Origin of the sequence: Pseudomonas grandcourensis (assembly GCF_039909015.1) — a bacterium.
In the GTDB taxonomy this organism is placed as follows: Bacteria; Pseudomonadota; Gammaproteobacteria; order Pseudomonadales; family Pseudomonadaceae; genus Aquipseudomonas; species Aquipseudomonas grandcourensis.
Genome location: NZ_CP150919.1, coordinates 6,526,970 through 6,553,180 on the forward strand (window position 1 = coordinate 6,526,970; position 26,211 = coordinate 6,553,180).

A 26,211-nucleotide genomic window follows, 5' to 3' on the forward strand; every position below is an offset into this window, starting at 1 on the left:
GCAGTATCAGGATCCAGGCTCAAGAGCGCGGTGCGTAGGCAAATACGTCGGCACGCATCTGATGCGCGTCCATCCCCGCTTCCACCAGCGCATCCAGCGTGCCGTAGACCATGGCCGGAGAGCCACTGGCGTAAACATGCAGCGGCTTGAGGTCAGGGAAGTCTTCACAGACCGCTTCATGCAACATGCCGCACCGCCCTTCCCAACCGCATTGATCACTTACGACCTTGTGCAGGAACAGGTTGGGCAGCTTCAGCCATTCGTCCCAATGCTCGACTTGATAAAAATCTTCTGGACGACGCACCCCCCAATACAGATGCACCGGATGCTTGAAACCCGAGGCCCGGCAATGTTCGATCAGGCCGTGGACCTGGCCCATGCCGGTACCAGCGGCGATCAGCACGAGAGGACCGTCCGGCAACTCCTCCAGGTGGGTATCACCAAACGGCAACTCGACCCGCACCATGCTGTTGCGCTGGAGCTGTTCGATCAGGCTCAGCGCACTGGATTCGCGCGCCAGTACGTGGATTTCCAGGTCGCGCCCCGCATGCGGTGCCGAGGCGAGGGAAAAGGCGGACTTTTCGCCGTTCTCGCGCTCGATCATCAGGTACTGGCCGGCGTGGTAGCGTGGCGTTTTGCCGGCCGGAGCCCGCAGACGCACGCGCCAGGTGTCGCCGCCCACCTCCTTGCACTCAATGACCTGACACGACACGCTGCGCACCGGCAGTTCTCCCAGCGCGAGCACGCCATCCCACAGCACGATGCAGTCTTCCAGCGGCTCCGCTATGCAAGTGTAGAACTCGCCATGGTCACGCACATTGCCAGCCTGCTCGACCCGGCCTTCCACCAGCAGCGCCGCACACACGTGGCAATTGCCGTTGCGGCAGCTTTGCGGGCATTCGTAGCCCAGACGTCGTGCGCCATCGAGAATCCGCTCGCCGGGCAATATCTCAAGCACTGCTCCGGAGGGCTGCAAGGTTACACGCATCAATCTATTCCTAACTGATTCCAGATGGCATCGATCCGCTGGGTCACGGCATCGTCCTTGACGATGACCCGGCCCCATTCACGGGTAGTTTCGCCCGGCCATTTATGCGTGGCATCGAGGCCCATTTTCGACCCCAGGCCGGAAACCGGCGAGGCGAAGTCCAGGTAGTCGATCGGCGTGTTGTCGATCATCACCGTGTCGCGCTTGGGGTCCATGCGCGTGGTGATGGCCCAGATCACGTCATTCCAGTCCCGGGCGTTGATATCGTCGTCGGTGACGATAACGAACTTGGTGTACATGAACTGTCGCAAAAACGACCAGACACCCAGCATTACCCGCTTGGCGTGGCCCGGATACGACTTCTTCATGGTCACGATGGCCATGCGGTACGAGCAGCCTTCGGGCGGCAGGTAGAAATCGGTGATCTCCGGGAACTGCTTCTGCAGGATCGGCACGAACACTTCGTTCAACGCCACGCCGAGGATCGCCGGCTCATCCGGCGGACGGCCGGTGTAAGTGCTGTGGTAGATCGGCTTGATCCGGTGGGTGATGCGCTCGACGGTGAACACCGGGAAGCTGTCGACTTCGTTGTAGTAACCGGTGTGGTCGCCGTACGGGCCTTCATCGGCCATCTCGCCCGGATGGATCACGCCCTCGAGGATGATTTCGGCGGTGGCCGGCACTTGCAGGTCGTTGCCGCGGCACTTCACCAACTCGGTGCGGTTACCGCGCAAGAGACCTGCGAAGGCGTATTCGGAAAGGCTGTCGGGCACCGGGGTCACGGCACCGAGGATGGTCGCCGGGTCCGCACCCAGGGCCACGGAAACCGGGAACGGCTGGCCCGGGTGCTTTTCGCACCACTCGCGGTAATCCAGCGCGCCGCCACGGTGGCTCAGCCAGCGCATGATGACCTTGTTGCGACCAATCACCTGCTGACGGTAGATGCCGAGGTTCTGGCGATCCTTGTTCGGACCTTTGGTGACGGTCAGGCCCCAGGTGATCAGCGGACCGACGTCGCCCGGCCAGCAGGTCTGCACCGGCAACATGGCCAGGTCGACGTCGTCGCCTTCGATGACCACTTCCTGGCACACCGCGTCCTTGACGACTTTCGGCGCCATCGAAATGATCTTGCGGAAGATCGGCAGCTTGGACCAGGCATCCTTCAGGCCTTTCGGCGGCTCGGGTTCCTTGAGGAACGCCAGCAGCTTGCCGATTTCGCGCAGTTCGCTGACCGACTCGGCACCCATGCCCATGGCGACCCGCTCGGGGGTACCGAACAGGTTGCCGAGCACCGGGATGTCATAGCCTGTCGGCTTTTCGAACAACAGCGCCGGGCCTTTGGCACGCAGCGTGCGATCACACACCTCGGTCATCTCCAACACTGGAGAGACGGGGATCTGGATGCGTTTCAACTCTCCGCGCTGCTCAAGCTGCTGCACGAAATCCCGAAGATCCTTGAATTTCATTGATGATGGCACCCGAAAAATAGGCGTACATCCTACCTGCTCTGCCGGCCGCTGGCAGCTTATCGCTGCTTATCTGGATGCATTCACCTGCGGTTTCCCCGGGTTTGCCCTGGCTTGCAGACTGACAAACAGCGGTTCGAGAATCGGCGCCACCCACCGCGCACCGACCTCCGAGAGGTGATTGTCATCGGTGTACAACGAGTAGCCGCCGCGTTCGGCGCGGCACAGGCCGTTTGCACCACATAGCCTTGGAGCCGGGTCCACCACCTGTACCGCCGGGTCTTGCGCCAGTTGCGCGAACAATTGACTGATGAATGCCTGGCGTTTGTGGTGCTCTGCGAGCGCCAGCCCGACATCGTCGACCGGACGATCCAGCATTGCCAGACGTGTGAGGCGATACGGTGGGCTGAAGGCCTGCAACGGCACCTCTTTTACCAGCCAGACCCGATGCCCGCCGGCTCGCAATTGCGCGACTCGTGCACGCAAGCCATCGGCCAGACGATGTTCAGCACTGGCGCGGTCGTAATGCCCGTCAGCGCTTTTCAGAGCGTGGCCCAGATCACCTTTGCCGTCGCCGTAGAGGTACAGGCTCCAGTGCGCGACCAACACCACATCGCTGACAGCTTGCGGCTGCAAGGCCTGTTCAACGCGTCGATTGAACCGCGCGCAACGCGCATCGTGCTCCAGGTCTTCGACTGGCACACAACCGGGAGAACTGGCGAGCATCACGTTGACGCCATGGGTCTTGGCACCCTCGTCGAAAACCGGAATCAACGCCGTGGCATGGCTATCGCCCCAGACAAGCGCTGGGGGCAGGCGGTTTTGCGCGCCATAACGGCAGAACAACTTGTCATCCGGCGTCTTGTCATCGGCCAGGCAGGCCATGAGCTCTGGCCGCCATTCGCGACCCTTGGCGTATTGCAGGGCCTGGTCAGACAGACGCCACGGCAAGCCGTCGGTCCATCGCAAGGTTTGCCCGGCCAGGCCGAGCACCAGGACGCCGCAGGCGCCAGCGAGCAGAATCTGCCGGCGCCCGGCGAGCAGGCGTCGCTCACGAAACGGGGTTTCGACGAGTTTCCAGGACAGATAACCCAGCAACAGCGTCAGCAGAATCAACCCGGCACGGTCGACAGCGCCGAGCTCACTGACGCTGGCATAGCGGGAAAATACGAACACCGGCCAGTGCCACAGGTACCAGGAGTAAGAAACCAGGCCAAGGCCGACAATTACCCGACTGCTCAAAAACTGACCAATCCAGGTTTCACGATGACCATTTGCCAGAATCAGCAGTACCACACCAAGCACCGGCAGCAACGCCGCGACGCCCGGGAATGGCGTGGCCTTGTCATAACCGAACACCGCCAGCAGGATCAGCACCATGCCGAGCAGGCTCAGCCACTGCGCTGCCATCGGCTTGAGACGCCATGCAGACTTGGGCGCTACCGCCAGCATCGCTCCGGCCAATAGCTCCCACGCACGCATCGGCAACAAGAAGAAAGCTTTTTCCGGATGATGGGCGACGGCCCACACGCTCAAGCCAAAGGACAGCAGCAATACGCCGAACAGCGCCAGTCGCCAATGTTTCAGACGGCTCGACAGCAGTGTCAGCAGCAACGGGAAGACGATGTAAAACTGCTCCTCCACCGCCAGCGACCAGGTGTGCAGCAGGGGTTTAAGATCGGAGGCGACATCGAAATAGCCGTCCTGGCGCATGAACAGGATGTTGGACACGAACATCACCTGGTAACGCACCGATCGCCCCAGCTCTTCGTAATCCTTCGGTGCCAGCAAAAACCAGCCGACCGCCAACACCGCAACGATCATCGCGAACAACGCCGGCAAAATCCGCCGCGCACGCCGGGCCCAGAAATCGACGAAGCTGAACTGCCCGGCCTGGCGCTGATTCCAGATGATCGAGGTGATCAAGTAACCGGAAATCACGAAAAAAACGTCCACGCCGACAAAGCCGCCGGTAAACCCCGGAACGCCAAAATGAAACAGCACGACAGCGATCACTGCCACTGCGCGCAAGCCGTCGATGTCCCTTCGATAAGCCAGTGTGCTCATAAACATAAAACCAGTCAGATCGTTGTTTTCAGCGCGCTTGAGCATCGTCCCCGGAGATGACTGCAAACGCGGCTGGTTGAAGTGTTAACCAACTGACCCTGGCCAATCAAAAACATCCCATGGCCCGGGCAAAAAAGTGCGGGCAAAAAAATGGCGCCCCACCGGGGCGCCATTCTCTTGAACTCAACGGGCGATGTTACTTGCGCTTCATCGACAGGAAGAATTCGTCGTTGGTCTTGGTCGTTTTCAGCTTGTCGACCAGGAACTCGATGGCAGCCACTTCATCCATCGGGTGCAGCAGCTTGCGCAGGATCCACATGCGTTGCAGCTCGTCGTCGGCAGTCAGCAACTCTTCGCGGCGGGTGCCGGAACGGTTGATGTTGATGGCCGGGAAGACGCGCTTTTCAGCGATACGGCGATCCAGCGGCAGTTCCATGTTGCCGGTGCCTTTGAACTCCTCGTAGATCACTTCGTCCATCTTCGAGCCGGTTTCAACCAGCGCGGTGGCGATGATGGTCAGCGAACCGCCTTCTTCGATGTTCCGCGCGGCGCCGAAGAAACGCTTCGGTTTCTCCAGGGCGTGGGCATCGACACCACCGGTCAGTACCTTGCCGGAGCTCGGGATCACGGTGTTGTAGGCGCGAGCCAGACGGGTGATGGAGTCAAGCAGGATCACCACGTCTTTCTTGTGCTCGACCAGGCGCTTGGCCTTCTCGATCACCATTTCGGCAACCTGCACGTGGCGGGTTGGCGGTTCGTCGAACGTCGAGGCAACCACTTCGCCGCGCACGGTGCGCTGCATTTCGGTTACTTCTTCCGGACGTTCATCGATCAGCAGCACGATCAGGTGAACTTCAGGGTTGTTACGCGCGATGTTCGCGGCGATGTTCTGCAGCATGATCGTCTTGCCGGCTTTCGGCGGTGCAACGATCAGACCGCGCTGGCCTTTACCGATCGGGGCGCACAGGTCGATGACACGACCGGTCAAGTCTTCGGTGGAACCGTTACCGGCTTCCATCTTCATGCGCACGGTCGGGAACAGCGGGGTCAGGTTCTCGAAGAGAATCTTGTTTTTCGCGTTTTCCGGACGGTCGTAGTTGATCGTGTCGACCTTGAGCAGCGCGAAATAACGCTCGCCTTCCTTTGGAGGGCGGATCTTGCCAACGATGGTGTCACCGGTGCGCAAGTTGAAACGACGGATCTGGCTCGGCGAGACGTAGATATCGTCTGGACCGGCGAGATAGGAAGCGTCAGCGGAGCGCAGGAAGCCGAAGCCGTCCTGGAGAATCTCCAGCACGCCATCACCGGAGATTTCCTCACCGCTTTTCGCGTGCTTCTTGAGCAGGGAGAAAATCACGTCCTGCTTGCGCGAACGGGCCATATTTTCTATGCCCATCTGTTCGGCCAATTCGAGCAGTTCGGTAATCGGCTTTTGCTTGAGTTCAGTCAGATTCATATAGGAATGACGTAATCATTTATGGAGGGGGGAAATTAAGCTTTTGGCTTAATGAGGCCGCGCCGCAGAGAAGGCGACAGGATCGCGTACTTATTCGAAAAGGAGTGCGTCGGCGACGGCTAGCAGGGGGCAATGGAGAAACCAGTGCGGGGCCGAATGTACCACCTGAGTTTAGGAGCGTCTAGCCCTGAATACGCAAAAAGCCCCGCTATTTGCGGGGCTTTTTCAGGATACTTTGCAGCGACGCTTAAATGTTGGCGTCGAGGAAGGCAGCCAGTTGCGACTTCGACAGTGCGCCGACCTTGGTCGCTTCAACGTTGCCGTTCTTGAACAGCATCAGGGTCGGGATACCGCGCACGCCGTGCTTGGCCGGGGTTTCCTGGTTTTCGTCGATGTTCAGCTTGGCAACGGTCAACTTGCCTTTGTAAGTCTCGGCAATTTCGTCCAGAACCGGAGCGATCATTTTGCAAGGGCCGCACCATTCAGCCCAGTAGTCGACCAGTACAGCGCCTTCGGCCTTGAGTACGTCGGCCTCGAAGCTAGCGTCGCTAACGTGTTTGATAAGATCGCTGCTCATGGAATTCTCCAGGTTGTAAGCAAAAAAACGTGGCCCATCATAGCTGCCCTTCCCTCGTTCAGGAAGGTGCAGATGATTGAGTCTCGCTATGGTGATTCATGAGTTTGGGTATAGCTCAGGTCATGAATTGACGGGAGCGATGAACGCGATTCCGGTGCGCAACGCGGCGTTGCGTACGTGTTCTTGCATGGCCTTTTGCGCGGCGCCAGACGCTCGACGGGCCAGCGCACGAAGGATTTTACGGTGTTCCTGCCAGGTTTCCATGGCCCGCTCGACCCGGATGAACGGTAGCTTCTGGCTTTCCAGGAAGATGTCGGCGCTGGCGGTCAGGATGCTCAGCATCGCCTGATTGCCGCTGGCCAGCAGGATGCGGCGGTGGAATTCGAAATCCAGGCGGGCAGCGGCTTCGAAGTCGCCGGACTTCAGCTCGTTGCGCATGGCGGCGACATTGTCTTCCAGCGCATCGAGTTCGTCGGTGCTCAAGGTTACAGCCGCCAATCCCGCCGCAAACCCCTCCAGCGCATAGCGCAGCTGAAAGATGTCCAGCGGCGAAGCCTGCGCCGCGAACGGCCAGCCCGGCGCCGCATCGCCCCGCGGCAGCTCCACCGGCGATTGCACGAACACGCCTTTGCCCGGCTGGATGCTGATGACGCCCAGCGCACTAAGCGATGACAACGCCTCGCGCAAGGATGCCCGACTGACCCCCAATTGCACCGCCAGGTCCCGTTGCGAGGGCAAGGCATCCCCAGGGCCGAAGCCCTGTTCGGTAATCAGTTTGCGGATGGCTTGCAGCGCCACTTCAGGTACGGCGCGGGAGATCGAGTTCATGGTTTTCCAGACGAACCAGGCCAATGTGCGCTCAGTTGTAAAGCTATTCGCAACGCTGGGCAAGTCGTGCCCCATGGGGGTTCGGTGATTTTCACGGCTGCGCCATCGGGGTGCGAAACGCAACCTGACTGTTCAGACCAGTAAGACCGTGCGAAACCAGTAAAACCGCGCTCTGGCGCCCTCAAACCCCCATGTTGGCATGGCCCATGCTCTGTCGATCCGCAGAAATCACTTCTTGCCGATCCGGAGATTTGCCATGACCCAGCGTTACAGCGCCCTCCTCGCAGCCCTGTTTGCCAGCCTGATGCTGAGCCAGGCACCCGCCCACGCCGACGGTCTGGAGGATGTGGTCAAGCGCGGCGTCCTCAAGGTCGCCGTGCCTCAGGACTTCCCGCCCTTCGGCTCGGTCGGCCCGGACATGAAACCCCGTGGCCTCGATATCGACACCGCGAAACTGCTGGCCGACCAGCTCAAGGTCAAACTCGAACTGACCCCGGTCAACAGCACCAACCGCATCCCGTTCCTGACCACCGGCAAGGTCGACCTGGTGATCTCCAGCCTCGGCAAGAACCCGGAGCGCGAAAAAGTCATCGACTTCTCCCGCGCCTACGCGCCGTTCTACCTCGCCGTATTCGGTCCACCAGACGCCGACATCAAAGGCCTGGACGATCTCAAGGGCAAGACCATCAGCGTTACCCGTGGCGCCATCGAAGACATCGAACTGACCAAGGTCGCCCCCGAAGGCGTGACCATCAAACGTTTCGAAGACAACAACTCGACCATTGCCGCGTACCTGGCCGGGCAAGTCGACCTGATCGCCAGCGGCAACGTGGTGATGGTCGCGATCAGCGAGAAGAGCCCGAAACGCGTGCCGGCGCTGAAAGTGAAGCTCAAGGATTCGCCGGTCTACGTCGGCGTGAACAAGAACGAGCCGGCGCTGCTGGACAAGGTCAACCAGATCCTCGTGACCGCCAAGACTGACGGCGCGCTGGAGAAGAACGCCCTGACCTGGCTGAAAGAACCGTTGCCGGCCGATCTCTGATTCGGCGCGCTGGAGACGTTTTATGGCTTATCAGTTCGATTTCCTGCCGGTGGTGAACAACACCGACCTGTTGCTACGAGGTGCGTTGTTCACCCTTGAGCTGACCGCCATCGGCGCTGTGCTCGGCGTGGGGCTGGGCATCGTCGGGGCGCTTGTGCGGGCGTGGAACATCCGGCCTTTCGCGGGGATTTTCGCGGTCTACGTCGAGTTGATCCGCAACACGCCATTCCTGGTGCAGTTGTTTTTCATCTTCTTCGGCTTGCCGTCCCTGGGCGTGCAGATTTCCGAATGGCAGGCGGCGGTGCTGGCGATGGTGATCAACCTCGGCGCCTATTCCACCGAGATCATCCGCGCCGGCATCCAGGCAATTCCCCGGGGTCAGCTGGAAGCGGCGGCGGCACTGGCGATGACGCGCTTCGAAGCGTTCCGCCATGTGGTGCTGCTACCGGCACTGGGCAAAGTCTGGCCGGCCCTGAGCAGTCAGATAATCATCGTCATGCTCGGTTCGGCGGTGTGTTCGCAGATTGCTACGGAGGAGCTGAGCTTCGCCGCCAACTTCATTCAGTCGCGCAACTTCCGCGCCTTTGAAACCTATGCGCTGACCACACTGCTGTACCTGTGCATGGCGCTGCTGATCCGCCAGTTGCTGAACTGGATAGGCCACCGCTTCATTGCAAGGAGCAGCCGATGAGCGACTTCACCTTCTGGGACATCGTGCGCAATCTGCTCATGGGTCTGCAATGGACGCTGGCGTTGTCGCTGGTGGCGTTCATTGGCGGCGGGCTGATCGGCTTGCTGATCATGGTCATGCGCATCTCGGACAAACCCCTGCCGCGCAGTTTCGCCCGCACCTACATCGAACTGTTCCAGGGCACACCGCTATTGATGCAGCTGTTCCTGGTGTTTTTCGGCGTGGCGTTGGCCGGGATAGAGATTTCGCCGTGGATGGCGGCGGCGATTGCACTGACGCTGTTCACCAGCGCTTATCTGGCGGAGATCTGGCGCGGTTGCGTCGATTCGATTCCAAACGGCCAATGGGAAGCCTCATCGAGCCTGGCGCTGAACCCGCTGGAACAATTGCGTCATGTGATCCTGCCCCAGGCCCTGCGCATCGCCGTGGCGCCGACCGTGGGGTTTTCAGTGCAAGTGGTCAAAGGCACCGCTGTGACCTCGATCATCGGTTTCACCGAGCTGACCAAAACCGGCGGCATGCTCGCCAACGCCACCTTCGAACCTTTCATGGTCTACGGCCTCGTCGCCCTCGGCTACTTCCTGCTCTGCTACCCCTTGTCGCTCAGTGCGCGCTACCTGGAAAGGAGACTGCATGCCTCTGCTTAGAATTTCCGCCCTGCATAAATACTACGGCGATCACCATGTGCTCAAAGGCATCGACCTGAGCATCGAGGAGGGCCAGGTGGTGGCGATCATCGGCCGCAGTGGCTCGGGCAAGTCCACCTTGCTGCGCACCCTCAACGGCCTGGAGTCGATCAACGACGGCGTGATCGAAGTCGACGGCGAGTACCTCGACGCCGCCCGCGCCGATCTGCGCAGCCTGCGGCAGAAAGTCGGGATGGTGTTCCAGCAGTTCAACCTGTTCCCGCACCTGACCGTGGGCGAGAACGTCATGCTCGCGCCGCAAGTGGTGCAGAAAGTACCGAAAGCCAAGGCCGCCGAACTGGCGCGGCAAATGCTGGAAAGGGTCGGACTGGGGGAAAAGTTCGATGCTTTCCCTGATCGGCTGTCCGGTGGGCAGCAACAACGGGTGGCAATTGCCCGGGCACTGGCGATGTCGCCGAAGGTGTTGCTCTGCGACGAAATCACTTCGGCGCTGGACCCGGAACTGGTCAACGAAGTGCTGAGCGTGGTCCGGCAACTGGCCAGGGAAGGCATGACGCTGATCATGGTCACCCACGAAATGCGCTTCGCCCGGGAGGTTGGGGATAAGTTGGTGTTCATGCACCAGGGCAAGGTGCATGAGGTTGGGGATCCGAAACTACTGTTCGCCAACCCGCAGACAGCAGAGCTGGCGAATTTCATCGGGACGGTTGAGGCGGCGGGCTGACAAATCTTCAGCGCCAGCAATGCCGTCATCGTCGGAACGCCGCCCGGACCAAGCTCGCTCCCACATGAGGCCTGCGCCGGTCGCGGGATTAGAGGCAACCTGGAACCCTGTGGGAGCGAGCTTGCTCGCGATTGACCGCGAAGCGGTCACCTACGCGTTGGCGCCAGCCTTTGATCGTGGCACGATGTCGAGGTTATCGACCGAGACCCCTGACCATGCCGCAATCCCAAGCCAAGAATCTGTCCCTGATCGCCGCAATCGACCTGGGCTCCAACAGCTTTCACATGGTCGTGGCCAAGGCCCAGAACGGCGAGATCCGTATTCTCGAGCGTCTCGGGGAGAAGGTTCAGCTGGCCGCCGGCATCGACGAAGAGCGCCAGCTCAGCGAAGAATCGATGCAACGCGGGCTCGATTGCCTCAAGCGCTTCGCCCAACTGATCAGCGGTATGCCCACCGGCGCCGTTCGTATCGTCGGCACCAACGCCTTGCGTGAAGCCCGTAACCGCGCCGAATTCATCCGTCGCGCCGAAGAAATCCTCGGCCATCCGGTGGAAGTCATTTCCGGTCGTGAAGAAGCGCGCCTGATCTACCTCGGCGTGTCCCACACCCTCGCCGACACCCCGGGCAAGCGCCTGGTGGCCGACATCGGCGGCGGCAGTACCGAATTCATCATTGGCCAGCGCTTCGAACCGCTGCTGCGCGAAAGCCTGCAGATGGGTTGCGTCAGTTACACCCAGCGCTATTTCAAGGACGGCAAGATCACCCCGGCCCGTTACGCCCAGGCGTACACTGCGGCACGGCTGGAGATCATGAGCATCGAGCACGCCCTGCACCGCCTGACCTGGGATGAAGCCATTGGCTCCTCGGGCACCATCCGCGCCATCGGTCTGGCGCTGAAAGCTGGCGGTCACGGCACCGGCGAGGTCAACGCCGAAGGCCTGGCCTGGCTCAAGCGCAAACTGATCAAGATGGGCGACGTCGAGAAAATCGATTTCGAAGGCATCAAACCGGATCGCCGGGCGATTTTCCCGGCCGGCCTGGCGATCCTCGAGGCGATCTTCGACTCCCTCGAACTGCAACGCATGGATCACTGCGAAGGCGCCCTGCGCGAAGGCGTGCTCTATGACCTGCTGGGCCGTCATCATCACGAAGACGTGCGCGAACGCACCCTCACGTCACTGATGGAGCGCTACCACGTCGATCAGGAGCAAGCGGTACGGGTCGAACGCAAGGCGCTGCATGCGTTCGATCAGGTGGCCGAGGACTGGGATCTGGAAGACGGCGTCTGGCGCGAACTGCTCGGCTGGGCGGCCAAGGTCCATGAGGTGGGCCTGGACATCGCTCACTACCAGTACCACAAGCACGGTGCCTACCTGATCGAGCACTCGGACCTCGCCGGGTTCTCCCGCGAAGACCAGTTGATGCTCGCACTGCTGGTACGCGGCCACCGACGCAACATTCCCAAGGACAAGTTCGCCGATTTCGGCGATGACGGAACCAAGCTGATTCGCCTGTGCGTGCTGCTGCGCTTTGCGATCCTGTTCCATCACATCCGTGGCACCCAGCAAATGCCCCAGGTGGAACTCAATGCCAATGGCAACAGCCTGGAAGTGGTGTTCCCGGAAAACTGGCTGAACGAAAACCAGCTGACCCAGGCCGACTTCGAAATTGAAGCGCAATGGCTGACCCGGGTCGACATCGTGTTGACCGCTCGCTGAAATTGAAAAAGGCCTTCTTCGGAAGGCCTTTTTTGTATTCGAGATTCTGCAGACACAGCTAAACCTGTAGGAGCGAGCCTGCTCGCGATGGCGTCGGATCAGCCAACATTGATGTCAACTGACACTTCGCTATCGCGAGCAGGCTCGCTCCTACAGGGTTTATGCGTTACCGGACGGCAAGGATCGGACTGCCCAAACGCTCCAGCAATGTCGCCTGGGCGCTACGCGGGTTCTGGTTGCCGGTCGGAGTGTTACGGATGTAACGACCGTCCGACTGCAGACTCCAGCTGTGGGTGTTATCGGTCAGATACAACTCCAGCTCTTTCTTGACCCGCATGATCAGCTTCTTGCCTTCCACCGGGAAGCAAGTCTCGACGCGCTTGTCGAGGTTGCGTTCCATCCAGTCGGCACTGGACAGGAACATCTGCTCGTCGCCACCGTTGAGGAAGTAGAAGACCCGGGTGTGCTCCAGGAAGCGGCCGATGATCGAACGCACGTGGATGTTGTGGGAAACCCCGGCGATGCCCGGCCGCAGGCAGCACATGCCACGCACTACCAGATCGATGCGCACGCCAGACTGGCTGGCCTTGTACAACGCGCGGATGATCTTCGGATCAGTCAGCGAGTTGAACTTGGCGATGATGTGCGCCGGCTTGCCGTCGAGGGCGAATTGGGTTTCCCGGGCAATCATGTCGAGCATGCCCTTTTTCAGGGTGAACGGTGCGTGCAGCAGCTTCTTCATGCGCAGGGTCTTACCCATGCCGATCAACTGGCTGAACAGTTTGCCGACGTCTTCGCACAAGGCGTCGTCGGAGGTCAGCAAGCTGTAGTCGGTATACAGGCGGGCGTTGCCGGCGTGATAGTTACCGGTGCCGAGGTGCGCATAACGCACGATCTCACCTGCTTCGCGCCGCAAAATCAGCATCATCTTGGCGTGGGTCTTGAAGCCGACCACGCCGTAGATCACCACCGCACCGGCCGCTTGCAGACGGCTGGCCAGTTGCAGGTTGGACTCTTCGTCGAACCGCGCGCGCAATTCGATCACAGCCGTGACTTCTTTGCCGTTACGCGCCGCATCCACCAGCGCATCGACGATTTCCGAGTTGGCGCCGGAACGGTACAGGGTCTGCCGCACCGCCAGCACATGCGGGTCCTTGGCGGCCTGGCGCAGCAGGTCGACCACTGGGGTGAACGACTCGAAAGGGTGCAGCAGCAGGATGTCCTGCTTGCTGATCACGCTGAAAATGTTCTCGCTGTTCTGCAGCAGTTTCGGAATCTGCGGGGTGAACGGCAGGTATTGCAGCTCGCGCTGGCTGTCCAGGCCGGTGATGCTGAACAGCCGCGTCAGGTTCACCGGACCGTTGACCTGATACAACTCCGTCTCGCTCAGGTTGAACTGCTTGAGCAGGTAGTCGGACAGGTGTTTCGGGCAGGTGTCGGCCACTTCCAGACGCACCGCATCGCCATAGCGACGGGAGAACAGTTCGCCGCGCAAGGCGCGGGCCAGGTCTTCGACGTCTTCGGAGTCCAGCGCCAGGTCGGCGTTACGGGTCAGGCGGAACTGGTAGCAACCCTTGACCTTCATGCCCTGGAACAGGTCATCGGCGTGAGCGTGGATCATCGACGACAGGAATACATAGTTGTCGCCAGCGCCGCCGACTTCTTCCGGCACCTTGATGATGCGCGGCAGCAGGCGTGGTGCCGGGATGATCGCCAGACCGGAATCGCGGCCAAAGGCGTCGATGCCTTCGAGCTCGACGATGAAGTTCAGGCTCTTGTTCACCAGCAACGGGAACGGGTGCGTCGGGTCGAGGCCGATCGGGGTGATGATCGGCGCGATCTCGTCACGGAAATAGCGGCGGACCCAGGTCTTGAGCTTGGCCGTCCAGTTGCGGCGACGGATGAAGCGGACCTGATGTTTTTCCAGTTCCGGCAACAGAATGTCGTTGAGGATCGCGTACTGGCGATCGACGTGACCGTGGACCAGTTCGCTGATGCGCGCCAGCGCCTGATGCGGTTGCAGACCATCGGCACCGGCCTGTTCACGGGCGAAGGTGATCTGCTTCTTGAGGCCGGCGACGCGAATCTCGAAGAACTCGTCCAGGTTGCTGGAGAAGATCAACAGAAACTTCAGCCGCTCCAGCAATGGGTAGGACTCGTCCAGCGCCTGCTCCAGCACGCGGATGTTGAACTGCAGTTGCGAGAGCTCGCGGTGGATGTACAGGCTGCTGTCATCCAGACCGGGAATGGCCAGCGCTGGCGCTGTCGCTGTCACGGCGGTTTCGACGACCGCCGCGGGCGGAGCTGGCTCCAGTTCCGGCGGGGTCTCGTCGACTTGCTCCACCACAGGTTGAGCGTCTTTTACGGCAACTTCAGTGAGCACTTCGGTATTCATCGAATGTTCCTGGGAGGGCTATTTTTGCTCTCGTAACAATTGAGCGGCACGAACGGCAAAGTACGTCAGGATGCCATCAGCCCCTGCACGTTTGAAAGCGGTCAAGGACTCCAGGATAACCCCTTCGCTCAACCAGCCATTCTGGATCGCCGCCATGTGCATGGCGTATTCGCCGCTGACTTGATAAACAAACGTCGGCACTTTGAATTCTTCTTTTACCCGGCACAGGATGTCCAGGTACGGCATGCCCGGCTTGACCATGACCATGTCTGCACCTTCTGACAAGTCCGCGGCCACTTCGTGCAGGGCTTCGTTGCTGTTGGCCGGGTCCATCTGATAGGAGGCCTTGTTGGCCTTGCCCAGGTTCAGCGCCGAACCGACCGCATCGCGGAACGGGCCGTAATAGGCGCTGGCGTACTTGGCCGAGTAGGCCATGATCCGCACGTTGACGTGACCGGCCACTTCGAGGGCTTCGCGGATCGCCTGGATGCGACCGTCCATCATGTCCGATGGGGCCACGACCTGAGCGCCGGCTTCGGCGTGGGACAGGGCTTGCCTGACCAGTGCGTCGACGGTGATGTCGTTCTGCACGTAGCCTTCTTCATCAAGAATGCCGTCCTGACCGTGGGTGGTGAACGGGTCAAGGGCTACGTCGGTGATCACGCCCAGCTCAGGGAATCGCGCACGCAGCGCACGGGTCGCGCGTTGGGCGATGCCTTCGGGGTTCCACGCCTCGGCGGCGTCCAGGGACTTGAGTTCCGCGGGTGTCACCGGGAACAGCGCCAGCGCCGGAATCCCCAGCTCGACCCACTTGGCCGCTTCTTCCAGCAACAGGTCGATGGTCAGGCGTTCGACGCCAGGCATCGAAGCCACCGCTTCGCGACGGTTTTCACCGTCCAGAACGAACACCGGCAGAATCAGGTCATCGACGGTCAGGACGTTTTCACGGACCAGGCGACGCGAGAAGTCGTCACGGCGGTTGCGGCGCAGGCGGGTTGCGGGGAACAAACGGTTGGCGGGGGTAAAGCTCACGGCAGACTCCTGAGCCCGCGCTTACGGGCGAGCGTGACAGTTATAAGCGGCCATTATGACGAACGTATTACAGTTGTGTGCACCCCTGTGACAGGTAGCCGCATTCCATTGTCATTGTAGGAAATGTTCACGTCGAGACACATTTGGACACTTTCCTGAATGTGTCCGAAGGGTTAGGCTGCGCGTTCATTTCGCCAGCACCCAGACAATGCTCCAACAATTTCTGCATGACTTCGGCTACTTTGCCCTTTTTCTAGGCACGTTCTTCGAAGGCGAAACCATCCTGGTGCTCGCGGGCTTCCTCGCGTTCCGTGGATACATGGACATCAACCTGGTGGTGGTCGTGGCCTTTTTCGGCAGTTATGCCGGCGACCAACTGTGGTATTTCCTGGGACGCAAGCACGGCCGTAAGCTGCTGGCGCGCAAACCGCGCTGGCAGATGATGGGTGACCGGGCGCTGGAACACATTCGCAAGCATCCGGACATCTGGGTCCTGAGCTTCCGCTTCGTCTACGGTTTGCGCACGGTCATGCCGGTGGCCATCGGGCTGTCGGGCTATCCGCCTGGCCGCTACCTGCTGCTCAACGGGATTGGCGCGGCAATCTGGGCCGCCGCCCTCGCTGCCGCCGCTTACCATTTCGGCGCGGTGCTCGAAGGCATGCTCGGCAGTGTGAAGAAGTACGAGCTCTGGGTGCTCGGCGCGCTGCTGGTCCTGGGCTTCGCGCTGTGGCTGCGTCGGCGCTTCAAGAATGCCCGCCTGGCCAAACAGGTCTACGCCGACGAACAAGCCCTGAAAGCTACGCGGACCAACACTGAAGGCCCTACGACGCCAACCGAGTGATGCGGTTTCTGCAACAGTAGAGACCGACGCCGCTCAACAGGCTGTAACTGAGCAGGCCGACCCAGCCCACCGCACTGGCCGGCCACAACCCCACCATCGGGGCCAGCCATGCCAATGGCAGATTCGACGCCAGCCGCAGCAGCTCCAGCTTAAACGCCCACGGGCGATTCTCCAGGGCCACGCCCAACACAAACAGACCGAACGCCACCGCTCCCCAGCCCAACACCAGGGCGACGACTGGCAGCTTCGATTCAACATTCATCAAATAACTGCCCAGAGCGATGTAGACGCAGAACTGCAACAGCACGTAAAGCTGCTGACGCCCGTCCAGCGCCACCTCGAATTTACGAAACTGGCTCAAGTCCGGCTTGTTCATCGGGTATCTGACCGCCACGTCGGCCGGGCGCCAGCCGGTGCGCATGAACCAGATCCGCAGCTTGTCCCAGGTGCTCTCGGCACGCCGCGCATCTGTCCACAACTGCGCGTAGAACTGCAGGTTCGCCCACACAGGGTTCCAGCTCGCCAACGGCGTAGTCACGCCGAAGATCACCGGCTCGTTGTCGTCTTCTTCCTGGAACGAGCCGAACAGACGGTCCCAAATAATGAACACGCCGCCGTAGTTGCGATCCATGTAGAGAGCGTTCTGTGCATGGTGGGCCCGATGATTGGACGGCGTGACAAAGAACCACTCGAACCAGCCAAGCTTGGGAATGTGCCGGGTGTGCACCCAGAACTGGTACAGCAGGTTCAGCGCCGCGACGCTGACGAATACCAGCAGCGGCACGCCGGACACCGCCATCGGCAGATAGAAGATCCAGCCCAGCAGGAAGCCGGTACTGGTCTGGCGCAACGCCGTGGACAGGTTGTAGTCCTCGCTCTGGTGATGCACCGAATGGGCGGCCCAGAGGATGTTGCGCTCGTGGCCCAGGCGATGCAGCCAGTAGTAGCAGAAATCGTAGAAGACAAAGGCAAACACCCAGGTCCAGACGCTGTCGGCCGACAGTTCGAACAGTGCCAGGTGCTTGAGGGCAAACGCATAGGTCACCAGCCCCACTGCCTTGGTCAACAGACCTGTAGTGGTCGATAACACGCCGGTGCTGATGCTGTTGATCGCGTCCGCCACCCGATAATTGCTTACCCCGCGCCAACGGTCGGCCAACAACTCGACGGCGATCAGAAAAAAGAAAAACGGCACTGCATACAGAATGAAGTCCATGACGCACCCTGATCGGAATCTTGAGGACAGATGCTATGTGCAGCCGTGAATTAACCCTATGGCAACGCGGGACAAATTAGTGGACATTTAACGCCATGAATCTGGAGAAAAGCCCATGAGCAAAAAAGTTGCAGTGATCCTTTCCGGTTGTGGCGTGTACGACGGCGCCGAGCTCCACGAGAGCGTCATCACTCTGCTGCGCCTGGACCAGCGCGGTGCCCAGGTGCAGTGTTTCGCACCGAACATCGCGCAGTTGCATGTGATCAACCACCTGACCGGCGAAGAAATGCCCGAATCGCGCAACGTGCTGGTGGAATCGGCGCGGATTGCCCGGGGCAACATCAAGGATATCCGTGACGCGAACGTCGATGAATTCGATGCGCTGATCGTGCCCGGCGGCTTCGGCTCGGCCAAGAACCTGTCCAACTTCGCCATCGAAGGCGCCGGCTGCACCGTTCAACCGGATGTCCTGGCACTGACCGAAGCCTTTGCCGAGGCCGGCAAACCGGTGGGGTTGATGTGCATCTCCCCCGCCCTGGCGGCAAAGATCTACGGCCCTGGCGTCACCTGCACCATAGGTAACGACACCGACACCGCTGCCGCGATGAACAAGATGGGCGCGACACATACCGATTGTGCGGTCAGTGAGATCGTCGAGGACAAGGCTCGCAAACTGGTGAGCACACCGGCTTACATGCTGGCGCAATCGATCAGTGAGGTGGCGTCGGGGATCAACAAGCTGGTAGACCGGGTACTGGAACTGACCCACGAAAACGATGCGTAAAACAAGATCAAAAGATCGCAGCCTGCGGCAGCTCCTACAGCTGTACACCGCCCCTTTGTAGGAGCTGCCGCAGGCTGCGATCTTTTCAGGCGTTGCGGGATAACCTGGTCAAAATCCGGTCCAGCGCATTGGCGAACGCCTGCTTCTCACGGTCGCCAAACGGTGCCGGTCCCCCACCCATCTGCCCCTGTTCGCGCAAATCAGTGAACAGGTTGCGCACCGCCAGCCGCTCGCCCATGTTCTGCGCATCAAACTCCTTGCCCCGTGGGTCGAGCGCAGCCACGCCCTTCTTCACCAGACGGTCGGCCAGCGGCACATCGCTGCAGATCACCAGCTCACCGGGCACCGCGTGTTCCACCAGGTAGTCATCGGCCGCATCCGGTCCGCTCGGCACCACGATCAGCTTGACCAGTGCCAGCCCCGGCTTGGTCTGCGGCTGCCCGGCCACCAGCACCACTTCGAACTGGCGCTTGAGGGCGAACTTCACCACCAGATCCTTGGCCGCCCGCGGACAGGCGTCGGCATCGATCCACACACGCATTGAATTTTCCTCTGTTGAAAAGCACCGCGGGCAAGCCCACTCCCACAGGTTAACGCTAAACCTGCGGGAGCGTGGCTTGCCCGCGAAAGTGAGCGAAACGAATGCCGTTTAAGAAACCTGCACCCGCTGCCTCTCAACCACCCGGCTACGACCGTACAACACGACAATCGCAATGATCGCCACAGCCTGGGCGCTCAACGAATACGCATCGGCATGGATCCCCAGCCATTCAAAGTCAAAGAACGGCACCGGCCGCGTGCCGAAGATCCCGGCTTCCTGCAGCGCCTTCACGCCATGCCCGGCAAACACCACCGACAAGGCACACAAAAGACCGGCGTTGATGCTGAAGAACAGCGCCAGCGGCAACTTCGCCGAACCGCGCAAAATCACCCAGGCCAGGCCGACCAGCAGCACCAGCGCCGTGGCCCCACCGGCCAGCACCGCGTTGTGCCCCGCGGGGCCTGCCTGCAACCACAGGGTTTCGTAGAACAGAATCACTTCGAACAGTTCGCGATACACCGAAAAGAACGCCAGGGTCGCAAAGCCGAAACGCCCACCGCCGCCCACCAGGCTGCTCTTGATGTAATCCTGCCAGGCCGCTGCGTGGCGACGATCATGCATCCACACCCCCAGCCACAGCACCATGACGCTGGCAAACAGCGCCGTCGCGCCTTCCAGCAATTCGCGCTGCGAACCGCTGACATCAATCACATAGGCTGCAAGCGCCCAAGTGCCCAGCCCCGCCACAAACGCCAGGCCCCAGCCGACGTTTACGCTGCGCACCGCCGTCTGCTGACCCGTGTTACGCAGGAAAGCAAGAATCGCCGCCAGCACCAGAATCGCTTCCAGACCTTCGCGCAGCAGGATCAGCAGGCCGGAAATATAACTGAGCGACCAACTCAGACCGTCGTTGCCGAGCAGGCCGGCCGATGCCTTCAACTTGTCCTTGGCCACGTCCAGGTGCTGTTCGACCTCGCTCACCGACAGGCCATCCTGCAACGACTGACGGTAGGCCATCAGGGATTTTTCAGTGTCTTTACGTACGTTGGCGTCAATGTTGTCCAGCGAGCTCTCCACCAGCTCGAAGCCTTCCAGATACGCCGCTACCGATAAGTCATAAGCCTGATCATGATCACCGGCACGATACGCCACGATGCTCTTGTCCAGAGTGGCCGCGGTGTAGTCGAGCAATTGCGCCGGGCCACGTTTGACCTGCGGCGGTTGCGCCCGCTGGGCACGGAAGGTCGCGGCGGCTTGCGGGCCTTCGGCGGCCTGTACTTCGGCCGGTGTCTGACGAGCCAGGTCGGCGATGTTGTAGGTCTTTTCAGCCTTGGCTGCCGCCGGGTCAACACTGAAGCTGGCGATATTCGTGGCCAGGTCCCAACGCTGACGATCATCCAGTTGATCGGCAAAGGCCGGCATGTCAGTCCCTTCGACGCCCTGGCCCAAGGTGCTGTAGATCGCGTAGAGGCTCAGTCGATCCAGTCGTGTGGTATCACGCAGATTGGATGGCGGCGGCGTCATGCCGACACTTGCCGGGCCGTCGCCGGCCCCTGTATCGCCATGGCAGACCGAGCAATGCTGAGCGTACAGCGGCGCGCCACGCGCCGGGTCCGGCGTAATGACCGGGGCCTGGCTGACTTCATAGGTCACGGCCAGCTTCGCACCCAGTTGCCGGGCCTGGCGAGTGACCTCAGTCCCCTCCTGACGGGCGCCGATGGAATTTCCCAGTGCAGCCAGGCTTTGCTCCAGCCCAGCTTTTTCCGGTTTGGCCGGCATGGCTGCAATCAGGCTTCCCAGCGTCTCGACCGACTCTTGCTGCGCGCGAAATCCGGCCTGGTCCGTGATGCTGCCCGCCTGCACCGTGTCCGGGTAATCCACGCCGATGTAATCGAGCAAGTGCAGCGCCTGCGGCGCGCCTTCGGCGGGAGCGGCCAGCAGTTGAAAGCTGCACGCAGCCAACAGCGGCAGCAATAGCCAGGCCAGGAAACGGGAGGGGGAAATCATGAATGAATCTCAATTGGAAATACGAAGTTACACATTGTTAACGCCAGACGGGTTTCGCTCAAGCTTTGTTGATACTTCTTCGTAATTGCATTGGTTTCTGGAATTGCTCCCCAAACGAAAAAGGCGACCTCCAGGGTCGCCTTTTTTGTAAGTCGCCGTTTTACACGGCGGCTCTGCGCAACGTTGCCATGAACGCCGCCGCCCCGATGAACAGCCCGGCAAAGGTGCGGTTCATGCGTTTTTGCTGTTTCGGTGTGCGCAACAGACGCAGCACTTTGGACGCCAGACCGGTGTAGCCGGCCATGACGATCAGGTCGACGCAGACCATGGTCACGCCGATCACCAGATACTGAATCAGCAGCGGAGCATGGGGGTCGATGAACTGCGGCAGCACCGCCAGCATGAACACCAAAGCCTTGGGGTTGCTGATATTCACCAGAAAACCGCGGAACACCAGGGCCGTCGGTTTGCCGATCTGGCGCACTGCTGCGTCATCGCTCATATCGCTGGGCAGCGCACGCCATTGCTTGATCGCAAGGTAAACCAGATACGCCACGCCAAACCATTTGATGGCGTAGAACGCCGTGGCCGAAGCCGTGAGAATGGCGCCGACACCGGCACCGACGATGGCGATCTGCAAAGCCAGGCCCAGTTGCAGGCCCAGGGCGTTCCAGTAGCCGCGCCAGAAACCGTATTGCAGGCCGCTGGACATCGACGCAATGGCTCCGGCACCGGGGGACAGGCTGATCACCCAGCAGGCGGCAAAAAACGCCAGCCATGTTTGAAGCTCCATTGCACACCTCGACTCAGACTCGTGACAGACGTCTAAGCTAATGCGGCTTTGGGCCGATGACTACCGATTTTTTGCAGGACATGGCGACGGCCGACCAGCGTTTACAGCGGCGACCCCCTTCGCGAGCAGGCTCGCTCCCACATTGGCTCTCAGGCGCTCACAAAATTTGCGTCCACTGAAGATCAACTGTGGGAGCGAGCCTGCTCGCGAAAGCAATCTGTCAGGCAACAGAAGGCTTACTTTTCAAACCCGCTGGAAGGAAACACATCCGTCCCGCGCCAGCGCCGTACCGAACGCTGGAAGAACAAACTGTTGGGCACCTGCACCATGGCGCTGCCAGTGCCGAGTTCTTCGGCCTCGACCAGCGTGGTGTAAAGAAGATTGATCGCCACCACCCGGCCTTTGACGCCGGGCTTGTCGGTGGTGTCCACCAACTCGACCACGTCACCGATGCGAAACGGGCCGACGGTAAAGATCAGGATCGCGCACAGCAGGTTCGAGAGCACGCTCCATATGGCGAAAAACGCCACCGCCGCGACTGCGACGAAACCGGACAACGCGGTCCAGAGCACCGTGGCCGAGACACCGAGTCGCTCCAGGACGAAAATCAGCGCGCTGCCCATGATCAGCCAGCGCAATCCGCCCCGCAGCGGCATCATCAGCTGCGGCGGGAACGGGTAGCGCTCACCGAGGCGGGTCAGGCCTTTGGCGACGAAGCGCTGGGTGAAGTAGCCGGCGAGCAGGATCAGCAGGATTTGCACGCCAAGCCAGATCGGCTCGGCCCACACCGCTGGCAGCGGCAGCTTGAAGGCGTCCATCAGGACAGTGCCTCCAGCTCCGCCTGCATGCTTTCCAGCAATTCCAGGGCGTCCATCCACGCTTCTTCCAGCTCCGCCTCGCGCACCTTCAGCCTGGCCTGTTCGGCCAGCAGATCACGCAATTCGTTCTTGCGCGCCTGCTCGTAGATGTCGCTGTCGCCGAGGCTGGTATCGACCTTCGCCAGCTTTTCGTGGAGCTTGCCGAGTTCGGCTTCGAGCTTGTCAGCCTCGCGCTTGTGCGGTGCCAGTTGCTCGCGCAACGCAGCAGCGGCCTGACGCTGGGCTTTCTTGTCGGTCTTGTCCGGGTTGACCGGCGTGTTGCTGACCGGGGCGTTGCGCTGGCGATACTCCACCAGCCAGCGGGTGTAGTCCTCCAGATCGCCGTCGAACTCTTCGACCTTGCCGTCCGCCACCAGATAGAAATTGTCGGTAGTGCTTTTGAGCAAGTGGCGATCGTGAGAGACCACCAATACCGCACCACTGAATTCCTGCAGGGCCATGGTCAGCGCCAGACGCATTTCCAGGTCCAGGTGGTTGGTCGGTTCGTCGAGCAGCAACAGGTTCGGTCTATCCCAGGCGATCAAGGCCAACGCCAGGCGTGCCTTCTCGCCACCGGAGAAATTCAGTACCGGCTCGTCGATTCGCGCGCCACGGAAGTCGAAACCGCCGAGGAAGTCGCGCAGGGTCTGCTCGCGCTCGGTCGGCGCCAGGCGCTGCAAGTGCAGCAACGGGCTGGCCTTGGAGTCCAGCGAGTCCAGCTGATGCTGGGCGAAGTAACCAACGACGGTGTTCTCGCCACGGGTCAAGCGGCCAGCCAATGGCGACAGCTCACCGGCAAGGTTCTTGATCAGGGTCGATTTACCGGCGCCGTTCGGGCCGAGCAGACCGATCCGCGCACCCGGGGTCAGTTGCAGCTTGACCTTCTCCAGCACAGCTATGTCGCCGTAACCCAGGCGGGCATCGGACAGGTCGATCAGCGGGCTGGAAATTTTCTGCGATTCACGGAAAACGAAATCGAACGGCGAATCGACGTGGGCAGCGGTCAGCTCTTCCATCCGCTCCAGAGCCTTGATCCGACTCTGGGCCTGACGGGCCTTGGTGGCCTGGGCCTTGAAGCGGGCGATGTAGCTTTCCATGTGCGCACGTTGCACCTGCTGCTTCTCGTACGCCTGCTGTTGCTGGGCCAGGCGTTCGGCACGAGCGCGCTCGAAGGCGCTGTAGCCACCGCGGTACAGGGTGATCTTGCGCTGATCGACGTGGGCTATGTGGTCGACCACGGCATCGAGGAAATCCCGGTCGTGGGAGATCAACATCAAGGTGCCGGGATAACTCTTGAGCCACTCTTCGAGCCAGATGATGGCGTCGAGGTCGAGGTGGTTGGTCGGTTCGTCGAGCAGCAACAGGTCCGATGGGCACATCAAGGCTTGCGCCAGGTTCAGGCGCATCCGCCAGCCACCGGAGAAATCCCCGACCTGACGATCCATCTGTTCGTTGGTGAACCCAAGGCCGGCCAGCAACTTGCGCGCCCGGGCGTCGGCGGTGTAACCGTCGGCGCTGTCGAGTTCCGAGTGCAGGCGGGCCTGAGCGGCACCGTCATGGGCCGCTTCGGCTACCGCCAGGTCGCGTTGCACCTGGCGCAGGCGCAGGTCGCCATCGAGCACGTAGTCGACCGCCAGACGTTCGAGGGTGTCGACCTCCTGGCGCATGTGGGCGATACGCCAGTCGGCCGGCAGGAAGCAATCACCCGAGTCCGGGTGCAGTTCGCCCCGAAGCAAGGCGAACAGGCTCGATTTGCCGGCGCCGTTGGCACCGATGAGGCCGGCTTTCTGGCCGGCGTGCAGCGTCAGCTCGGCGTCTTCTAGCAGACGTTGCGGGCCACGCTGTAAAGTCAGGTTCTGAAGTCGAATCATAATGGCGGCGGAGTCTACCAGCTTCGCTCGCAACTGGCGCGAGTAGCACTATGTCCTCTGACCTGTGGAGCTTTTCCCTGACCACTTACGCCCGCCCGGGCGTTGAGCAGGCGTGCCTGCAATTGCAGTCGGCGGGAGTCAATGTGTGCCTGTTGCTGTGTGGTGCGTGGTTGGGACAGCGAGGGGTGGCCTGCGATGAGCAGCGCTTGCAGCAACTACGCAGCGTGGCCGTAGCCTGGGACACCGATGTCGTGCGGCCGTTACGCGCCTTGCGCACACAGTGGAAAGCCGCGGCCACGCAAGACGCCGATTTGCATACCTTGCGTGAACAAGTGAAGGCACTGGAGCTGGAAGCCGAACGGCATCTGTTGTTGCGGCTGGAGAGAGCGGCGCAGAGTTGGCCGCAAAATACCGAGACCGATCTATCGGCCTGGCTGGAAGGTGCGGCGGCTGAGGCCGCCCACCTGCACCGCGACGCGCTGCATCAGCTGCGCGTCGCGGTAACCGGCACTTAGGAAGCGCTGGCTGGGGTGGTTACAACACTCGAAGTTGCGGCAGGCGTTAGCGCTGGCGCAGCTGTTGAGGTAGTTGCTGCCGGAGCAGGTGCTGCTGGCGCAGCCGGAGCGGCTGGCTTGGCAACCGGTGCGGTGGCTGGCTTGGCGGCAACCGGTTTTTTCACTGCAGGCTTGGCCGCTGGTTTTGCAGCGGGTTTTGCAGCAGCCGGCTTGGCGGCGACTGGCTTGGCAGCGGCTGGCTTGGCGGCAACGGCTGGTTTAGCTGCAGCTGGTTTAGCAGCAGGTTTAGCAGCCGCTTTTACAGCAGGTTTTGCCGCTGGTTTAGCTGCCGGTTTGGCTGCCGGTTTTGCAGCGACAGGTTTTGCAGCCGGCTTGGCAGCAGGTTTCGCCGCAGCAGTGCGGGCAGCTGGTTTAGCGGCCGGTTTTACAGCTGGTTTTGCAGCTGGTTTTGCGGCGGCGGTTTTAGCCACAGCTGGTTTGGCAGCCGCAGTTTTTGCAGCGGCAGGACGTGCAGCAGCAGGACGTGCAGCGGCAGGTTTGGCAGCCGTGGTTTTAGCCGCTGGTTTTGCGGCACTGGCAGCAGCCGGTTTTCTCGCAGCAGGTTTAGCAGCAGGTTTAGCTGCGGCAGTTTTAGCGGCTGGCTTGGCAGCAGCAGGCTTGGCCGGTGCTTTTGCAGCAGCCGGTTTGGCAGCGGCTTTCTTCGCAGGTGCCGCAGCAGGTTTGGCCGCGCGCAGGGACAACACCTTGCCGACAGCCTCTTGTACACGACCGACGCCCTGGGCCAGTTTCAGGCTTTCCTGAGCATCGCGCTTGAGTTGCAGAATGTAGCCGCGGGTTTCCGATTGACGATCCTTGAGGGCATCGAGCAGCTCCTCAAGATCGGCCACTACGCCCTTGGCCTTGGCTTGTGCCTTGGCTTTTCCGGCCGCCGCAGCGTCCTGCAATTTGGTGCGGGACTTGTGCAGTTTTTCTTGCGCTTTTCCGCGCTGCTTTTCCAGTTTGGCGAGCAATTTTTCAGCATCAGCCAAGGCTTCGGAACAAGCGGTTTCCAGATGCTCGAGCAGGCTGCTCGAGAGTTGTTGGAGCAAGTGCAACGGAGTGTTTACTGGCTTCTTGGTGGCCGACATGGTTTACCTCCTGGCTGAAGTGAGTGCG

The 26,211-nt window shown here is 60.9% G+C and carries 23 protein-coding genes; 8 read left to right on the top strand and 15 right to left on the bottom strand.

Annotated elements, in window-relative coordinates:
• Positions 1-19: 19 nt before the first annotated feature.
• The 6 genes from AABM52_RS29450 to AABM52_RS29475 form a co-directional block, all read right to left on the bottom strand.
• Complete coding sequence (locus tag AABM52_RS29450) at positions 20-988, bottom strand: CDP-6-deoxy-delta-3,4-glucoseen reductase (protein WP_347909686.1); 969 nt, start codon at positions 986-988, stop codon at positions 20-22.
• Positions 988-2,454 carry a 4-hydroxy-3-polyprenylbenzoate decarboxylase gene (ubiD, locus tag AABM52_RS29455; RefSeq protein WP_008048693.1) on the bottom strand — a complete coding sequence of 489 codons (1,467 nt, stop codon included), beginning with the start codon at positions 2,452-2,454 and terminating at the stop codon, positions 988-990. The genes AABM52_RS29450 and ubiD overlap by 1 nt, the downstream gene beginning before the upstream one ends.
• Before the next feature lie 69 nt (positions 2,455-2,523).
• Positions 2,524-4,521, bottom strand: coding sequence for an acyltransferase family protein (locus AABM52_RS29460; RefSeq protein ID WP_347909687.1), 1,998 nt, complete (start codon positions 4,519-4,521; stop codon positions 2,524-2,526).
• A 196-nt stretch (positions 4,522-4,717) separates the two neighbouring features.
• The gene (rho, locus tag AABM52_RS29465) at positions 4,718-5,977 is read right to left on the bottom strand and encodes a transcription termination factor Rho (protein ID WP_046039047.1); all 1,260 of its coding nucleotides are present in this window, start codon (positions 5,975-5,977) and stop codon (positions 4,718-4,720) included.
• A gap of 247 nt (positions 5,978-6,224) precedes the next feature.
• On the bottom strand, positions 6,225-6,554 hold the full coding sequence (gene trxA, locus AABM52_RS29470) for a thioredoxin TrxA (protein WP_003206727.1): 330 nt from the start codon (positions 6,552-6,554) through the stop codon (positions 6,225-6,227).
• Positions 6,555-6,674: 120 nt separating this feature from the next.
• A complete protein-coding gene (locus AABM52_RS29475) occupies positions 6,675-7,382 on the bottom strand; it encodes a FadR/GntR family transcriptional regulator (protein WP_347909690.1) in 708 nt (235 codons plus the stop codon).
• Positions 7,383-7,638: 256 nt separating this feature from the next.
• On the opposite strand from AABM52_RS29475, the gene AABM52_RS29480 reads away from it, so the two are divergent.
• From AABM52_RS29480 to ppx, 5 genes are all read left to right on the top strand, one after another.
• Entirely contained in the window at positions 7,639-8,424 is a 786-nt protein-coding gene (locus AABM52_RS29480; protein ID WP_046039044.1) for a transporter substrate-binding domain-containing protein, read from the top strand.
• A gap of 22 nt (positions 8,425-8,446) precedes the next feature.
• A complete protein-coding gene (locus tag AABM52_RS29485) occupies positions 8,447-9,115 on the top strand; it encodes an amino acid ABC transporter permease (protein WP_046039042.1) in 669 nt (222 codons plus the stop codon).
• The gene (locus tag AABM52_RS29490) at positions 9,112-9,762 is read left to right on the top strand and encodes an amino acid ABC transporter permease (RefSeq protein WP_347909691.1); all 651 of its coding nucleotides are present in this window, start codon (positions 9,112-9,114) and stop codon (positions 9,760-9,762) included. Before AABM52_RS29485 ends, AABM52_RS29490 begins: the two co-directional genes overlap by 4 nt.
• Positions 9,749-10,486, top strand: coding sequence for an amino acid ABC transporter ATP-binding protein (locus AABM52_RS29495; protein WP_347909692.1), 738 nt, complete (start codon positions 9,749-9,751; stop codon positions 10,484-10,486). The genes AABM52_RS29490 and AABM52_RS29495 overlap by 14 nt, the downstream gene beginning before the upstream one ends.
• Before the next feature lie 215 nt (positions 10,487-10,701).
• Positions 10,702-12,204, top strand: coding sequence for an exopolyphosphatase (gene ppx / locus AABM52_RS29500; RefSeq protein ID WP_347909693.1), 1,503 nt, complete (start codon positions 10,702-10,704; stop codon positions 12,202-12,204).
• Between the two features lie 166 nt (positions 12,205-12,370).
• Here the strand turns inward: ppx and ppk1 are convergent, their stop codons facing one another.
• On the bottom strand, positions 12,371-14,599 hold the full coding sequence (ppk1, locus tag AABM52_RS29505; RefSeq protein ID WP_347909694.1) for a polyphosphate kinase 1: 2,229 nt from the start codon (positions 14,597-14,599) through the stop codon (positions 12,371-12,373).
• Between the two features lie 18 nt (positions 14,600-14,617).
• Positions 14,618-15,631, bottom strand: coding sequence for a porphobilinogen synthase (gene hemB, locus AABM52_RS29510; RefSeq protein ID WP_046039035.1), 1,014 nt, complete (start codon positions 15,629-15,631; stop codon positions 14,618-14,620).
• Between the two features lie 208 nt (positions 15,632-15,839).
• On the opposite strand from hemB, the gene AABM52_RS29515 reads away from it, so the two are divergent.
• On the top strand, positions 15,840-16,472 hold the full coding sequence (locus AABM52_RS29515) for a DedA family protein (RefSeq protein WP_347909695.1): 633 nt from the start codon (positions 15,840-15,842) through the stop codon (positions 16,470-16,472).
• Here the strand turns inward: AABM52_RS29515 and AABM52_RS29520 are convergent.
• Positions 16,453-17,688 carry a sterol desaturase family protein gene (locus AABM52_RS29520; protein WP_347909696.1) on the bottom strand — a complete coding sequence of 412 codons (1,236 nt, stop codon included), beginning with the start codon at positions 17,686-17,688 and terminating at the stop codon, positions 16,453-16,455. The genes AABM52_RS29515 and AABM52_RS29520 overlap by 20 nt on opposite strands.
• A gap of 115 nt (positions 17,689-17,803) precedes the next feature.
• Between AABM52_RS29520 and elbB the strand changes: the two genes are divergently transcribed.
• Complete coding sequence (gene elbB / locus AABM52_RS29525) at positions 17,804-18,472, top strand: isoprenoid biosynthesis glyoxalase ElbB (protein WP_347909697.1); 669 nt, start codon at positions 17,804-17,806, stop codon at positions 18,470-18,472.
• 85 nt (positions 18,473-18,557) lie between these two features.
• Here the strand turns inward: elbB and AABM52_RS29530 are convergent, their stop codons facing one another.
• The 5 genes from AABM52_RS29530 to AABM52_RS29550 all read right to left on the bottom strand — a co-directional run bounded on the left by AABM52_RS29530 (position 18,558) and on the right by AABM52_RS29550 (position 24,541).
• The gene (locus tag AABM52_RS29530) at positions 18,558-19,013 is read right to left on the bottom strand and encodes a YaiI/YqxD family protein (protein ID WP_347909698.1); all 456 of its coding nucleotides are present in this window, start codon (positions 19,011-19,013) and stop codon (positions 18,558-18,560) included.
• 108 nt (positions 19,014-19,121) lie between these two features.
• On the bottom strand, positions 19,122-21,020 hold the full coding sequence (locus AABM52_RS29535; RefSeq protein WP_347909699.1) for an FTR1 family protein: 1,899 nt from the start codon (positions 21,018-21,020) through the stop codon (positions 19,122-19,124).
• Positions 21,021-21,180: 160 nt separating this feature from the next.
• Complete coding sequence (gene rhtB / locus AABM52_RS29540) at positions 21,181-21,813, bottom strand: homoserine/homoserine lactone efflux protein (protein ID WP_347909700.1); 633 nt, start codon at positions 21,811-21,813, stop codon at positions 21,181-21,183.
• A 236-nt stretch (positions 21,814-22,049) separates the two neighbouring features.
• Positions 22,050-22,631: a mechanosensitive ion channel family protein gene (locus AABM52_RS29545; RefSeq protein WP_347909701.1), complete on the bottom strand. Its 582-nt coding sequence runs from the start codon at positions 22,629-22,631 to the stop codon at positions 22,050-22,052.
• Positions 22,631-24,541 (bottom strand): ATP-binding cassette domain-containing protein, encoded by a 1,911-nt coding sequence (locus AABM52_RS29550; protein WP_347909702.1) that lies wholly within the window; start codon positions 24,539-24,541, stop codon positions 22,631-22,633. The genes AABM52_RS29545 and AABM52_RS29550 overlap by 1 nt, the downstream gene beginning before the upstream one ends.
• A gap of 50 nt (positions 24,542-24,591) precedes the next feature.
• Here AABM52_RS29550 and AABM52_RS29555 point away from each other — a divergent pair, with 50 nt between their 5' ends.
• Positions 24,592-25,056 carry a TIGR02444 family protein gene (locus AABM52_RS29555; protein ID WP_347909703.1) on the top strand — a complete coding sequence of 155 codons (465 nt, stop codon included), beginning with the start codon at positions 24,592-24,594 and terminating at the stop codon, positions 25,054-25,056.
• Here AABM52_RS29555 and AABM52_RS29560 read toward each other — a convergent pair.
• A complete protein-coding gene (locus AABM52_RS29560) occupies positions 25,053-26,183 on the bottom strand; it encodes an AlgP family protein (RefSeq protein ID WP_347909704.1) in 1,131 nt (376 codons plus the stop codon). The genes AABM52_RS29555 and AABM52_RS29560 overlap by 4 nt on opposite strands.
• Positions 26,184-26,211 lie beyond the last annotated feature (28 nt).